Here is a 15,694-nt window from a genome sequence, read left to right as displayed (position 1 = left end):
TCTTTCTATAGAAGTATGCATTGATGGAATCAAATCAAAGAAGATAACAGTGATGATAAAAACGTTTCATTATAGAAAAATTGCTCAAGATGGATGGGCGCGTCGAGGCGAAATTATTACCGGACGTGGGTGTGTTCGTACACCTGCTTTTATGCCTGTGGGGACGGCAGGAACCATTAAGGCTATGTATATGGATCAAATACGTGATCTTGGGGCGGATATTATTTTGGGGAATACTTATCATTTAATGTTACGCCCAGGCGCTGAACGTGTTGCTCGTTTGGGAGGATTACATGAATTTTCACGCTGGAATGGACCTATTTTAACCGATTCTGGTGGTTTTCAGGTTATGTCATTGGCGAGCATCCGTAAAATTAACGAACAAGGTGTGATTTTTCGCTCTTACATTAATGGAGCCTACTATGAAATGAGTCCAGAGCGTTCTATCGAAATTCAAGGACTTCTTGATGCCGATATCCAGATGCAGTTGGATCAATGTATTGCATTACCAGCCACTGAAAAAGAGATGGAAGAAGCTATGGAGCTTTCATTACGGTGGGCACAACGTTGTAAAACAGCTTTTGGAGAACAGCCAGATAAAGCATTGTTTGGGATTGTTCAAGGGGGAGATAATATGAAACTACGTGAACGTTCTGCTCAGGCATTAAAAGAAATGGATTTAAAAGGTTATGCGATTGGAGGGCTTGCTGTTGGTGAGCCGCAGAGTGTTATGACAGCAGTGTTGGATACGACTTGTCCGATTTTGCCAGAGGGTAAACCGCGCTATCTTATGGGAGTTGGGACACCTGATGATATTTTACAAAGTGTTGCACGTGGTATTGATATGTTTGATTGTGTTATGCCAACGCGTGCAGGACGTCATGGTTTAGCTTTTACGCGCTTTGGTAGAATTAATTTACGCAATGCGCGTTATGCAGAAGATCCCCATCCTCTTGATCCACAGTCACTTTGTCCAGCAGCAAATAATTATAGTTGTGCTTATTTACATCATTTGATCAAATCTGGTGAATCTCTGGGAGGGATGTTGTTGACTTGGAATAATCTTTTTTATTACCAACAATTGATGCAAGGAATTCGTGATGCCATTGAAGAGGGCTGTTATGCTGATTTTTGCGCTGAAACGCGTGCTCTATGGGCACAAGGACGCTAAAAAACTATTCATCTAATATAGCGTTTTATTTTTTATTGAATTTATTTTTTTACTTACAAATTTTACTAAAAAATAAAATTATAAATATCTTTTTAAAATATAAAATTGCACTATTTTAAAATCTGAAGGTGCTATTTTATGGGGCATATATTCTTTTTGCAATTATCATATAAAACAGAAACTGTTACTCCGGTACGCGCTACCTGATCCGGAGAAAAACAGTTTATTTCTGTTTCTGATGACTGTTTAAAACAACAATGTTAATGAGGCGTTAGCGAACTCTTAAAGAAGTATGAAAATTGTATTTTTATGAGTTCTTTTGTGTTTTTGATTAATTAAGGTAAAGAATGTGTTACATGCAGAAGAAGAAATAAAATCTTAGAAAATTAAAGTAATAATAAATTAATATTATAATCTTTAAAAGTTATAAAATTATATTTTATGTTTTTATTATTTTTATATAATTATTATTTATAATATAATTATACTCTTATAAAATATCCATAAATATCTTTAATCAAAAATTATCATATTTATTATCTTTTCTATTTATAGAATATTATATAAAAATCATAATATATTACGTTAATATTTCAAATTTACAGATAGTGAATTAGATCAAAAACGATCTTATGCTGTTTTTCTATGAGATGAGATAGGGGTAAATGTCTCTAGAATAGGATTATTTAATCAATGGAGAAATCAAACACTCTTATCATGAGAATTTTTAAAAGATTCTCCAACAACACATAAGGATGGTGTATTCGTTGAAATTATAGCTTATCGATTGGGGGAGGGGCACTCAGGTCATAAAAATGAAGAAATAATAAATTGGGAAGAAGTTTTATACTTATATCAAAATAATTGAGATATTGTTTAGCTGTTTGGAATGTATTCTTCGATAAGTTTTAGAGTTGTTTATCGTGTGTAGTACATTGTATTATAAAGATTTTAGGGTAGAATTGAAACTGCTGAAAAAAAACGAAATTTATTATCTTAGGTTTATTTTCTGGCAAGACTTATAAAAATAGTTGAATACATCTATAATCGTTAGCTTTTTTAAAGATCTTCCATTAAAGGATTTTACTAAAAGTTTCATAAAATTCTTATATATCAAAATGTTTCTAAGACTTTATTGGGGACGATTTGGCACGCATGTAACAATATTTTGAATTTTTATTTTTACGTATTACAGATATCTACAGCAAAAACGCTTATCCAGAAGTGATGATATGATGGATTCTCATAAACAAAACATTTTTGCATTGGAGATTGATGCGAAAATACGATGTTTAGCAATTTTAGCCCTTGCGGTGGGGAGTTTTGCTATTGGAACGGCAGAGTTTGTTGCAATGGGGCTTCTACCAGAAATGGCACGAAGTTCATCTGTTGATATTCCTACTGCGGGTCAATATATTTCTGCTTATGCCTTAGGGGTTGTGATTGGAGCCCCTCTTTTGGCTATTACAACTGCTCAATTTTTACGCAAAACTGTTTTGATAGGGTTGATGTTTTTTTATGCCTTAGCAAATATTGCGAGTGCTTTTTTTTCTGATTTTAGCATATTAGTCGCATTACGCTTTCTCAGTGGTCTTCCCCATGGAATCTATTTTGGACTTGCAGCTATGGTTGCCTCTTCAATGGTGGAAATGAATGAACGTTCTAAAGCTGTTGGGTATGTTATGCTTGGCTTAACCATTGCAACCGTTTTAGGAGCACCAAGTGCAACTTGGATTGGTCAACTTATTGGTTGGCAGATTGCTTTCATCCTTGTAGGTATGATTGCCTTATTGTGTTGTTTGCTTATTTGGAATTTTTTGCCTTGCGATTCAAGGATCCAAAGAACGAGCCCTTTACGTGAAATGAGTGCATTAAAGCAAAAGCAGGTGTGGCTTCTTTTGACAATGGTTTCGGTGGGAGCGTCAGGATTATTTTCTGTTTTCACTTATATTAAGTCAACATTAATGCATATTTCTGGTGTGCCGCTTGAGTGGATACCCTTTATTATGCCCTTAGTTGGATTGGGGATGGTGGGTGGAAATCTCTTGGGACCTAAACTGGCTGTTAAAATAGGCATTTCGCCGATGATATTTTTTTCTATGCTTTGGAGCGTATTTGTTTTTTTTCTTTTTTTCTTTTTATCCTGTGCTCCATTAACAGCTGCAATAGGATGCTTTTTTGTTGGGACTTCTTTTGCGGCTATGCCTTCTATACAAACAAAAATTATGGATGTTGCACTACAGGGACAGATTTTGGCAGGAGCATTAATGCAGTCTGCTTTTAATATTGCCAACGCTCTTGGTGCAGAATCTGGAGCATTGGTTTTAAAATTAGGCTATAGTTATGAATATACAGCTGTTTTAGGGAGTATTCTAACTTTTTGCGGATTAATGGTTTTTTGCGTCTCATGGTTTATGGAGAAGCGTGCTTAATATTGTTCTTTTTTGAGTGGAGAGAGAATTTCTATATTTATTTTTAGTTATTATTGGAATGTCCTATTGGATTTTTTAATATGCAGTAGGAAATGCGCAGCGCTAATGGAATAGCAAAACAAAATAAAAGCCCCATGAGCACGATCAGAAGCGTTTTTGCTGCTAAGATCATTCCTATTTTCCCTCCAGGATTAAAAAGGCCAGCAAGATTAGTGATGACTCCCGCTAGAGTTGCACTTAAGGCCGCTGAAAATAGTTGTACAGAGGTAAGGGATTCACTTGCACGCAGAGCATCTTCATCATTTACACATTGTAAGATCCTTGTGAGCAAATGTGGCCATGCTATGCCTGCACTTATTCCAATAGAAAATAGTGCTAAGCAAATAATAAAAATATATTCAAGTGTGGAAACTTCTGTTGGAATAAGCCATAAAAGAATGGTGATGCCTAACAGTTTTAATAAGGGGGAGTATACAATGATGTTGCGAATTTTCCTTGCGGATATACCAGCACTTGAGAGGGCTCCGCATGTCCACCCTAGGCTCATGAGTGCTGCTATATAACCAGCAATAAGTGGAGCTTGCCCATGAAGCTCTTGAAGAAAAAGCGGAAAATAAAGTTCTATACTGTATACGACTGTTGTCATAACGAGGATTAATGCGTAAACAGGAAAAATTTCAGAAGAAAAAGAAAAGGATTTGTGTGGCAACATAGGGTGAAAATTAGATGATTCGATTTTTGCTAGAACAAAGAGAAGACTAAGTCCGATAATGAGTCCGCAGATTTTTGCCATTGTCGACTCCATAGCTCCTCCAACCGAAATGATAAAAATCAATAAGGTGAGTGTGAAAAGCTGAAGAAGAGGGAGAGGGGATGTTGGAATATCATTTTCATTCTTTTTTGGTAAAAGTTTAAAGGCGATGATTGAGAAGAATATAGCGAATACACCAATGATCCAAAAGGATGCTCGCCATAGGCCATAATATACAGAAAGTCCCCCGATCGCTGGCCCTAATAAGGTTGATATTCCCCACATCCCAGAGATAACACTTAATGCGTGTGACCATAAAGATGGGCTGCAAACAATACGTACCATGGAATAAGATAAGGATAACAAAGAACCACTTCCAAAACCTTGAATAAAGCGTCCTATTAAAAATAATGGCATAGATGAAGAAATGCTGCACAGGAAAGTTCCTAGGGTAAAGATAAGTCCAGAGATAACATAAGCGTTACGAGGACCTAATTTCCCTAATATTTTTGTTGCAAGGGAAGTTCCTACGAGAGAAGCTGTAATGAAGACAGTTGCTACCCAAGAATAATATATCTCATTGCCAATATGATTCATGAGAGAAGGTAAAATAGTAATAACAATGTAAACGTTAGTGGCGTGCAACATAACTCCGCCTGTAAACGTTAAAAAGCAAAGACCATTTTTACCCAATAAAAGCGTAGACCAGCTTTGTTTTTTCACTGTTTTTGCTATTTAATAAAAGTTCATTCTCTTTTTACTTATAAGGTAGTTCTTTAAATTTTCCAAGAAAAATTCAAAGCTCTATTTAGAGCTTTGAATTTTAATTAAATTATCTCTTAATTGCCCATTGCTTTTTTGAGATTTTCATCAATTTTATCGAGAAAACCTGTCGTAGAAAGCCATTTTTGTTTAGGCCCAATCAAAAGTGCAAGATCTTTCGTCATAAAACCTTCTTCAACGGTTTTAATACAAACTTCTTCCAATGTTGTGGCAAAGTTTTTTAATTTCTCATTGTTATCCAGTTTGGCGCGGTGTGCTAATCCCCGAGTCCATGCAAAAATAGATGCAATAGAATTTGTTGAAGTTTCTTCATTCTTTTGATGCTGACGATAATGGCGTGTTACGGTGCCGTGTGCGGCCTCTGCTTCAACAATTTTACCATCTGGTGTCATGAGAACGGAAGTCATAAGACCAAGAGAACCAAAGCCTTGGGCAACAATATCGGATTGAACATCACCATCATAGTTTTTACATGCCCATACGTATCCGCCGGACCACTTTAATGCAGAAGCTACCATATCATCAATGAGACGGTGTTCGTAATATAATTGGCGGTTTTCAAATTCATCTTTAAATTCCGTATCAAATATTTCTTGAAAGATATCTTTAAAACGACCATCGTAAGTTTTTAAGATGGTATTTTTTGTTGAGAGATAAACCGGAACATTCCGCTGTAGTCCATAATTAAAAGATGCGCGGGCAAAATCACGAATTGACTCATCAAGGTTATACATTGCCATGGCAACCCCTGCGCTTGGGGCATCAAAAACATCATGCTCAATAACTTGGTTATCATCGCCGACAAATTTAATGCTTAATTTTCCTTTGCTTGGAAATTTAAAATCTGTTGCTTTATACTGATCACCAAAAGCGTGACGTCCGATAATAATCGGCTTTGTCCAGTTAGGAACAAGGCGAGGAACATTTTTACAGATAATGGGTTCGCGAAAAATGACTCCTCCTAAAATATTGCGGATAGTACCATTGGGTGATTTCCACATTTTTTTTAGGTTAAATTCTTTGACACGTGCTTCATCAGGTGTGATGGTTGCACATTTTATACCAACCCCATATTTCTTGATAGCATTGGCAGAATCAATCGTTACCTGATCATTGGTTGCATCACGGTTTTCGACGGAAAGATCATAATATTTGAGATCAATGTCGAGATAGGGATGGATTAATTTATCTTTGATATATTTCCAGATGATACGGGTCATTTCATCCCCATCGAGTTCAACAACGGGGTTTTCTACTTTGATCTTTGCCATTAGAAGTCCTTTTTCTTTTAAGTGATATTACTTTATAGCACTTTCAGGTTTATAATGAAAAGTAAAAAGGGCAAGTAAATATGGGTGTTAGAATATATGATCAATAGAGTGTAAACTTTTATTGAAGAGTTTAATTTTTTGAAAAGAGGTGATGTGTTTGCAAACCTATCATCATTGTGTAAGTGATAAAAAGTCTAATTAATCAATAAATTAAGGATATTTCTGGGGAATAGGGAGATGCATTTTTATTATCAAATTTTCTATTTAACGATTTGATAAGTTGATTGTATTCTCAGTGATGGTTTTCCGAGTTTTTTGCGTGAGTAAGCATCTATTTTTATATCGGCATTTGATCTAAAAAATTACGGCCTGTTTGTTTATAGAAAATTTAATGTGATATAAAGCCCTGTAGTGAGGAATGATTCATCTAAAATGCCTTTTTAGTAGTCAATTTCAGTTTTGAAAGTTAAAAGAAATGCATAAAGGGTGTGGCGGTTTTAATTCAAAAATTAACATCATACGTATGAATAGGCTTATAAACCACCCTATCGTGAGAGAAAGCTCTTTCTCCAACTTAGATTTTATTGCTGTTAAGACCTACATTAGAGTGCTTTTTCTGAAAAGAAACAAAAATGTATCACACGGTAATTTTTGCACCTTTTTTACGAAAAGACTCCTTTAAAAGCCTATTTCTTCATTTTTATTTATGATTCCTCATGTTTAAAAACATAAGTAAAATGAATATCTTATATAGAAGAAAAAGAAGAATGGTACGCCCAAGGGGAATCGAACCCCTGTTTCCGCCGTGAAAGGGCGATGTCCTAACCGCTAGACGATGGGCGCAAACCAATGATCAGGCTTATAGAGAGGATCTTTTTACTTCGCAAGCCCTCTGTGTCATTTTTTTTGAAAAAAGTGTGTTTTATTGAATAATTTTTTATGTGACTTTTGTTTGGATTGTTTTATTTTCTAAGATTTTTTCTCGAAAAAATATAGAGTTATCATGATGGATAGAAAATTTTACTGCGAACATCATATTAAGTGAATAATATTTATTGTTTATTTTCAGTTTGAGGCTTAGATAAAATGAGCATAACAGCATTTAAAAGATATTTATTTTTGCATATTTTATTCATCTTTGTTTCATACTTCTACATGTGAATATTCTGTGACTTGTTTGAGAGAGCTTTGATACAGAAAGCTGTTTATTTGAGCTTATCATAAAGAAAAACCATATAATTTATGAAGGAGAAAGCCAATATTTATGAGCAAGTTAACAAAGAGTACGAATCACATAAAAGTTTTCTTTTGAAGCATAAGCCGTAGATTCCTTTTAATTTCATAAAAAAATATATATGATAAAAATAAAAAATATTGAGGAAATTTTTACGAAATATTTTAAAAATTATTTTTCTTAACTTTATTTTTACAGGGCTGTAAAGAAAATTAAAGGCTTTTTATTTGTTCTCTCACATCTTTAGAAAGTTCTTTATTTGAAAGTGAAGCAGCACAGATAAAGGATTTATTGAGGTTTTTGTCATTTCAATTCGTTCGTTTTTCAAAAGAGTGCCAATAAGTTGAGATAAAATATTCGAATTTTGCAAATTTATTCTCCATATTTATAATATTTCAGAATTATGCTGTACACACATGAGTTTTTGCTTTTTACTTTAATGTAAGGTTCTGTTTTTATATAGGAGAGCGTTAAGATTTTTGCATTAAAGAACGAGTTTAAGCTATATAATGGTAGGAAGGAATGTGGTATTATTTACTCATCTGCTTTATTTTATCCATTCTCCTTACGTATCACATAAGAGAATGTTTTTTGTTTAATACTTGTTGATTTAGAAGAGTTATGTTTTTGTTTTCTTACTAAGTTTTCAGTATTCTTTCGTTTGTTATTGATTGTTTTTTGAGAGATTTTTTCTATCCGTTGTTGATAGAGTTGAGTTTTTATGGGAAGTTTTTTGCTTATTTTAAAATAAGAAAATTTTAAAAGGAAACTTGCATTTATCCGTTTTGCAGATTTTCATTTTGAATTAAATTTTTTATAAAGGTTATGAAATCTTTGAAAAAATAAATAAAAGAAAATAAATATTTTTATTTTTAGGAATTTTGATTGAACAAGCGGGGATAATTCTATTAGAAAAAAAGAAAGTGGAGTGAGCAGGGGATTTCTTTTATTCTGAGGGATATAAGCATTCTTTGTGTCGAAGACACATCATTTAAACGATTTTTCAATAAAGATAGGGATCAGTGGTTAGATAATGGCAGAAGCTTTAAAAGTTGGTGTTGCGGGACTTGGTACGGTTGGTACTTCAGTTGTTCGAGCTCTATGTGAAAAAGCGAATAGTTTAGCTTGTCAATGTGGGCGATCCATCAAAGTCGTTGCTGTTAGTGCACGCGATAAAGGCCGTGATCGTGGAATTGATCTCAGTAATATAAGATGGTTTGATTCACCTGTGGAGATGGCTGCCTTTGATGAGATTGATGTTTTTGTTGAGTTAATTGGTGGTGAATTGGATATTGTATATACTGCTGTTAAAAGGGCGCTTGAGGCAGGACATCATGTTGTGACAGCCAATAAAGCTCTTCTTGCTCGACATGGAGTAGAGCTAGCTATAATTGCAGAACAAAAGGGTGTTTTTCTTCATTTTGAAGCAGCTGTTGCAGGGGGAATCCCTGTTATTAAAGCGATGAGAGAATCACTTGTCAGTAATCACATATCGCGGATTTATGGTATTCTCAATGGAACCTGTAATTATATATTAACACGCATGTTTACAGAAGGTCTTTCATTCAAAGATTGTTTAGCAGATGCACAAAGACTGGGGTATGCTGAAGCAGATCCAACTTTTGATATTGAGGGAAATGATACGGCTCATAAATTAGCTTTGTTAACAAGCTTAGCATTTGGAACAGCTGTTTCGTTAGATGATGTTTATGTTGAAGGAATTCATAATATTTCACAAATTGATATTCGGGCGGCTGATGAATTGGGGTATCGAATTAAGCTTTTAGGGGTTGCATTAAAAACGGATTCTGGAATAGAGCAACGCGTTCACCCGACAATGGTCCCAACATCTTCAATGATTGCACAGATCAATGGTGTAACCAATGCTCTTTCTATTCAAAGTGATTTATTAGGTGAATTACTGTTTTCTGGTCCTGGCGCTGGAGGAATGGCAACAGCATCAGCTGTTATTGGTGATTTGGCTGATATAGCAAAAGCACGTTCTGATTTTCACTATGCACCTGTTTTAAGACGTCCCGCTTTAGAGCTTACTCCTCATAAAAAAGCACGCATTTCAAATCATGCAGGGGGCTATTTTATACGTTTAAATGTTCATGATCGTGCTGGTGTTTTTGCCACGGTTGCAAGGCATATGGCTGATAATCATATTTCGTTAGAGTCGATTGTTCAAAGACCTTTTATAGAAAACCAGATTGAAAAAACGATTATTTTAATCACGCATGAAACAACAGAAGTAAATGTACGACAGGCACTTGCAGAAATTGAAAAAGATGGACATCTTGTTGCAAAATCTCAATTCATTCGTATTGAACGTATGGCAGAGAATTGATAATTTATATTGATTTGACAAGCTGGAATACTTTTATCTCTTGTGGAAAGTTTTCATCTTTGCCAAAAGCTTTACTTTTAGAGCTTAATAGGGCTCATATTTTTCTGGTATTTATTCGGTAGGATTTTTTCACATGCCCACAACTCAGAAGACTTTAAATGGACTTGACCGTATTTTGACACTTGAATTGGTGCGTGTCACTGAACGTGCTGCTGTTGCTGCTGCGCGCTGGCGTGGACGTGGCGATGAAAAGGCTGCCGATCAAGCTGCTGTAGATGCAATGCGGAGGGAACTTAATCGATTGCCTATTGAGGGTACAGTGGTGATTGGTGAAGGTGAGCGGGATGAAGCGCCCATGCTTTATATTGGAGAAAAAGTAGGTCTTCAAAATGGACTGGCAATCGATATTGCACTTGATCCATTGGAAGGAACTACACTTTGTGCTAAAAATCTTGCCAATTCTTTGGCGGTGGTTGCCATTGCTGAAAAGGGGAACCTCCTTTATGCCCCTGATGTTTATATGAACAAAATTGCTATTGGTCCTGGGTACCCAAAGGGAGTGGTGGATATAGATGCTTGTCCTACCGATAATATTCATGCTCTTGCAAAGGCTAAAGGAGTGGCTGTTAATCAGATTACTGTTTGTATTATGGATAGACCTCGTCATCAAAATTTGATTGATCAAGTGCGAGCGACAGGGGCATCGATTCGCTTGATTGGTGATGGAGATGTCGCTGCTGTTATTGATACAACTGATCCAGAAGACACAGGTATTGATCTTTATATGGGGATTGGTGGAGCTCCAGAGGGTGTTTTAGCGTCTGCTGCTTTACGCTGCATTGGAGGACAGATGCAAGGTCGTTTGTTGCTTGATACAGAAGAGAAAATTGCTCGTGCAGCCAAAATGGGGATTAGTGATCCCAATAAGGTTTATACAATGGAAGAAATGGCAAGGGGTGACGTTTTGTTCTCGGCGACAGGGGTGACAGATGGTAATATGCTTTCTGGTGTTAAATTCACGCCTCGCTACATTCAAACAGAAACTCTTGTTATGCGTTCCCATACGGGGACAGTTCGTAATATTAAAGCACAGCATAGAGACCATTCGAAATTTGATTAAATATTTTTTCTTTTGTCATCCTTAGAAAAATAGAGAGATTATTTTTAGTATGTACACTTCCATGAAGGTCTAATATATCTTCATGGAAGTGTTTATAGATATGAGAACATCGACTTATTATGAGAGCTGGACAGAATAAACCCAGCCATTTTTATCTTCTATATTCCCTTTTTGAAGATCAACCAATTGTGTGCGAAGATGCTTTGTGACTTCTCCAACTGTTTCATTTCCGATAATAAATTCTCCCCCTTTATATCTAAAACGGCCGATTGATGTGACAACGGCAGCTGTACCACAAGCAAAAACTTCTTTAAGGTGTCCACTCTTTGCATCTTCTTGAAGCGATGCAAAAGAATAAGGACGCTCTTCTATCTTTAATCCCATTTGTTGAGCCAACTGCAAAATTGAATGACGTGTTATTCCCGGAAGAATCGTTCCATTAAGGGGAGGGGTTACGAGTGTATTATTGTCCATAATAAAGCAGACATTCATACCGCCAAGTTCTTCAATCCATGTATGTTCAACCATATCAAGGAAGAGCACTTGGCTACAATTGTTTTCAATTGCACTTTTTTGTGCAAGTAAGCTGGCTGCATAGTTTCCACCACATTTGGCAGCACCTGTCCCTCCTGGACCAGCACGACTATACTCTGTTTCAATCCAGACGCTGACAGGTTTTTCTTCTCCTTTAAAATAGGATTCAACTGGAGAGGCTATGATACAAAAAAGGTACTCTTGAGAAGGGCGAACGCCCAAAAAGTTTTCATTGCCAAACATAAATGGGCGGAGATAGAGGCTCGCATTAGGATGACTAGAAACCCATTTTTGATCAATTTTTACGAGTTGATGAACGGCATCCAGAAAAATATCTTTTGGTAATTCTGGCATGGCTAACCGTTTTGCTGACTCTATAAACCTTTGTGCATTGGCATCAGGACGGAAGAGTAAGATGCGTCCATCTTTTGCGCGATATGCTTTTAAACCCTCAAAAATTTCCTGTCCATAATGCAAAACGGTACTTGCGGGGTTAATTTCTAAAGCTTTGTATTGAGAAATAACGGCGTTATGCCAGCCTTTGTCTTCTGTCCATTGAATAGTGCACATATGGTCTGTAAAGAATTGACCAAAACCAGGATTTTTTAGAATTTCTTCACGTTTTTCTTCTGACAGAGGTGATGGGTGCTTTTCTATTTTAAAGGGAAGTGACGATAGGGGAGAGTTCATAAGAAAAACCTTTTGAGACTGTTTTATTTTTTATTAATAAAAATAATAAGATATTTTGATCATAACTCTATTATTAGCAAATCCTTTGTGTCAATGTTTTATTGTAGAACTCAAAGGGTTTTATTATAGAGTTCAAAGGTTATGGTAGATATTTTAATTCTATTCTCGGTTCTCTTTCCTTACTTTATGAAGATATCTGGAACCTTTATCTTTCTTTATCGTTTTCTAAAAATAAGTATCTGAATAATTTCATATATGCATGTTTTCTAAAAATTTGAAGGTTAAGGGGATTGAGAAAAGGAATCTACTATGATTGATAAAAATTATCACACATATGAAGAACGTATGGCTGAAGAAAGAAAAGATCGTGAACAGCGTGTTTCAATCGCTAAGGGTATTTTTGCTATTCTTCTTGCTCTGGCTATTATTTGGTTTATTTTTGGTTTTTTAGGATCTTTTTTTGCTAGATCTCCTGAACATAGTTCACATTATAGTACTCCAGAAACAAGCCAGACCATAACGACGCCCCAAAAAGATTTAAATTCATCCCCTCCTGTACCTTATACCTATAAGAGTACGCAGTGATTTTTTTTGTAAACATAATCTTTTAAATAAAGCGAAAACTGACGCAGATTAAAAAAATAAAGTCAGCGTAAATACATAAGTCAAAAAGCTTGAGATGATTTTAATTTCTGGAATTTTCGATAAATCATTGAGATAAACCATGTAACGGTTTTAATAACCGTTACATGGTTAACCTTTAACGTGTGATGAAGCAACTTCCACCAGAATTTTTAATGGTTTCACAAAGGATTATGGCTTCATTACGGTTCTGCGTTTGAATACGAACACGGTAATAGGTTCCTTTTCCTGGTATAAAAGCCGGTTGAATATTTAAAGGACGGGACCCGATAATGAATCCAAATTTGGATTTCATAATTTTCAAAGAATCTCTCGCTAATTCATGCGTTGGTTGAGAGGAAAGTTGTACATAATAACTCTCTGAATTTTGTGGTGCAACTCTATTTGCTGCTGTGGGGCGAGATGCAGCCTGCGTTTCAACTTCTGTATTTCTCTCTGCATGAGAAGGAATTGGGATAAATTTTTCTTCAATATTCGTATTAGAGGTATTTTCAGCGATTATTTTATCAATATTATTTTTGAGATCATAATCACTTTCTTGGTCATTTTTATCGGAATCATGCGACAAAACAACGGATGATTCTTGAAGCTCGTCAGGAATTTGATTAATGGATTCTGTAGATTGAGGAGCAGTTTTTTTCTCTGTTTGATGCACAGGAGACAGTGTAATTGTACCATCTTGATTGACAATAACGGTTTGTACTTCTCGCGTTGGAATAGTATGATTGATAGCTTCAGTAACTGCATCTTCAACATCAGATTCAGTTGAAGAAGATGGTGAAACGTGTGGAGATTCTTCTGTATTTAGACCCTCTAGGTTACTAGGTTGTTCAGAGCTGTCAATAAGAAATTGTTGTGTATGCTCTTGTTTGTCATTTTGTCCAGTCGTTTGTTTATAGACATCTAAATTATGGGCAACATCATTTTTCGTTTCAGTTGTTTCTGGTTTGAATTTAAAAGGTGTATTATCAGCGTGGATAATGACCCTTTCTTCATTTTTCTGTGATGACATGAAAAAATGAGAATAACCAGCAAATCCAATGGCTACTAAAATAAGAAGAAAAATACCTTTGAATAAAACTTTACTCAAAATAGAACTTTTAAGGAGAGGAGGCGCTGAGGGAGGCATAGAGATTTCATCTGAGCTTGTATATGGTGAATTCTCACTCAAAGAGGGGGAATTATATTCCATATTGGCAGCAGAGAAATAGTCGGCATTTTGTTCTTTAGAGTTTATATAAACTCCTTCTTTTGAATTTTGCATAGTTTGATGAAAAATTTCATTGAAAGTTTCATTTTTCTGTTGTTTTTGAGACAAATTATCCGTTGGAATATGTCCTACATTGAGTACATCTGCAAATTCTTCTTCCAAACCACCTGTTGGGACATCATATTCTGGGGCCTCATATGGGACTTCTGGAACCATAATAGGGCCAGTTTTTTCTACGATTTCTTCTGAAAATTTATAAGTATCAACATTGGGAGGGGGCGTATTTCTGTGTGTATAGTTATGGGCAAAAAAGCGATCAGTTTGTTTTGTATTAAGGGGTTTTGATGAGGAAAGAAACTCATCTAAATTATTTTGGTTATATGAAATTTCTCTGTTTGGGTTAGAGACATTTTCAGCTTTATTAAGGTATTGGGTTTGAACTTCATTATATGTTGGGATTTTTTCACTGTAAGTTTCTTGTTGTGAGGGATTTTCTTCAAAAAAATGGGGATAATCGGTTGTATGATCTTCTTGTGAAGATCCCTCTAAATAAGATTGTTTGTCAACGTGTGTAGAATCCAAAGGAGAGGAGAAGCCACTTGTTGTCTGATTTCTCGGCATGCTTTGTCTTTCTGACACAAGGTTAGAAGATGAAAAAGACTGATTTGCTTTTGAAGAAGAGGAGACATCCGTATAATCTTCTTGGGTCCAACTTTCTTGGTTCTCTGAAATTTTATAGGGATGGTTTATAGAAGGATCATAGAAGTTTTGATTGTCATCATAAGTTTTTTGTATATTCGAAGTTTTAGGCTGTTGTGAGGTCGTTTGTGAAAAACGATTGGTTTGTTCAACAGTTTCTGTCTCATTTCTTTTGTTTTCGCGCTTTTCAGATTCATTAAAAAAGAATTTTTCTGATTCTGAGGTAAAAGGATTATCACTTGTTGCGGTCTTTTTCTGTTGAAACAATTGATTCTTTTGGATTGGTAATGGAGAAAGCGCGTCTAAAATTTGTTCTTCATCATGACTGATCGGTGAAGAATATTTTTCTCCAGATAAATTATTTTGTTTTGTATGGTTGAAAGAACCAGTTTGTGCAATATCTGAGGCTGTTGCGTTGCTGGTTGCATGTAAGTTCCATTGCTTTTTTTGATCATCAAAGGTTGAGTCGTGTGTTAAATTGTTTTCAAGTTCTTCTTCTAAGAAGGACAAATCAAAGTCATCAGGGGATGATGTTTTAGAATGAGATGTCGAGTGATCTGTCTCTAAAGAAGAGTGCTCATTTTGGTTTCCGCTTTGTTTGGTCGGATTAAAAATGCGTGTAAGTCTTTCTAAAGGATCATGGTGTTCATGATCTTGTTTTGTTTCGTGCGGATTCTTGCGATCGTTATCGCTCATAGCTCTTCTCACATAATGATTTGCACTTACGTGCAATCAATGGTTAATTTTGATTTGTTATGTTAAAATTATAAATTTTCCCCCTCTCATGCAAGGATACATGAAAAAGTT

The 15,694-nt window shown here is 35.5% G+C and carries 9 protein-coding genes and 1 tRNA gene; 5 read left to right on the top strand and 5 right to left on the bottom strand.

Features of this window, described 5'->3' with window-relative positions; genetic code table 11:
• The first annotated feature begins 52 nt into the window (after positions 1–52).
• Entirely contained in the window at positions 53–1,171 is a 1,119-nt protein-coding gene (gene tgt, locus FJG96_RS07160) for a tRNA guanosine(34) transglycosylase Tgt (protein ID WP_139413639.1), read from the top strand.
• A 1,232-nt stretch (positions 1,172–2,403) separates the two neighbouring features.
• Positions 2,404–3,603, top strand: a complete 1,200-nt coding sequence (locus tag FJG96_RS07155; RefSeq protein WP_139413357.1) for an MFS transporter — start codon at positions 2,404–2,406, stop codon at positions 3,601–3,603.
• Positions 3,604–3,646: 43 nt separating this feature from the next.
• Here the strand turns inward: FJG96_RS07155 and FJG96_RS07150 are convergent, their stop codons facing one another.
• The 3 genes from FJG96_RS07150 to FJG96_RS07140 all read right to left on the bottom strand — a co-directional run bounded on the left by FJG96_RS07150 (position 3,647) and on the right by FJG96_RS07140 (position 7,251).
• Positions 3,647–5,077 carry an MFS transporter gene (locus FJG96_RS07150; protein ID WP_139413356.1) on the bottom strand — a complete coding sequence of 477 codons (1,431 nt, stop codon included), beginning with the start codon at positions 5,075–5,077 and terminating at the stop codon, positions 3,647–3,649.
• A gap of 116 nt (positions 5,078–5,193) precedes the next feature.
• The gene (locus FJG96_RS07145) at positions 5,194–6,408 is read right to left on the bottom strand and encodes an NADP-dependent isocitrate dehydrogenase (protein WP_139413355.1); all 1,215 of its coding nucleotides are present in this window, start codon (positions 6,406–6,408) and stop codon (positions 5,194–5,196) included.
• Between the two features lie 768 nt (positions 6,409–7,176).
• Positions 7,177–7,251, bottom strand: a tRNA-Glu gene (locus FJG96_RS07140).
• A 1,424-nt stretch (positions 7,252–8,675) separates the two neighbouring features.
• On the opposite strand from FJG96_RS07140, the gene FJG96_RS07135 reads away from it, so the two are divergent.
• A complete protein-coding gene (locus FJG96_RS07135; protein WP_139413354.1) occupies positions 8,676–9,992 on the top strand; it encodes a homoserine dehydrogenase in 1,317 nt (438 codons plus the stop codon).
• A 133-nt stretch (positions 9,993–10,125) separates the two neighbouring features.
• Positions 10,126–11,112, top strand: coding sequence for a class II fructose-bisphosphatase (gene glpX, locus FJG96_RS07130; RefSeq protein WP_139413353.1), 987 nt, complete (start codon positions 10,126–10,128; stop codon positions 11,110–11,112).
• A 117-nt stretch (positions 11,113–11,229) separates the two neighbouring features.
• Here glpX and FJG96_RS07125 read toward each other — a convergent pair whose 3' ends face one another.
• Positions 11,230–12,336 (bottom strand): branched-chain amino acid aminotransferase, encoded by a 1,107-nt coding sequence (locus FJG96_RS07125; protein ID WP_139413352.1) that lies wholly within the window; start codon positions 12,334–12,336, stop codon positions 11,230–11,232.
• 309 nt (positions 12,337–12,645) lie between these two features.
• On the opposite strand from FJG96_RS07125, the gene FJG96_RS07120 reads away from it, so the two are divergent.
• Positions 12,646–12,921: a hypothetical protein gene (locus tag FJG96_RS07120; RefSeq protein ID WP_139413351.1), complete on the top strand. Its 276-nt coding sequence runs from the start codon at positions 12,646–12,648 to the stop codon at positions 12,919–12,921.
• Between the two features lie 175 nt (positions 12,922–13,096).
• Here FJG96_RS07120 and FJG96_RS07115 read toward each other — a convergent pair whose 3' ends face one another.
• Positions 13,097–15,583 carry an SPOR domain-containing protein gene (locus FJG96_RS07115; RefSeq protein WP_139413350.1) on the bottom strand — a complete coding sequence of 829 codons (2,487 nt, stop codon included), beginning with the start codon at positions 15,581–15,583 and terminating at the stop codon, positions 13,097–13,099.
• Positions 15,584–15,694 lie beyond the last annotated feature (111 nt).

Origin of the sequence: Bartonella mastomydis (genome assembly GCF_900185775.1) — a bacterium.
Lineage (GTDB): Bacteria > Pseudomonadota > Alphaproteobacteria > Rhizobiales > Rhizobiaceae > Bartonella > Bartonella elizabethae.
The sequence above is the reverse complement of the archived record's forward strand: the minus strand, read 5'-3'. Positions and strand labels throughout refer to the sequence as shown.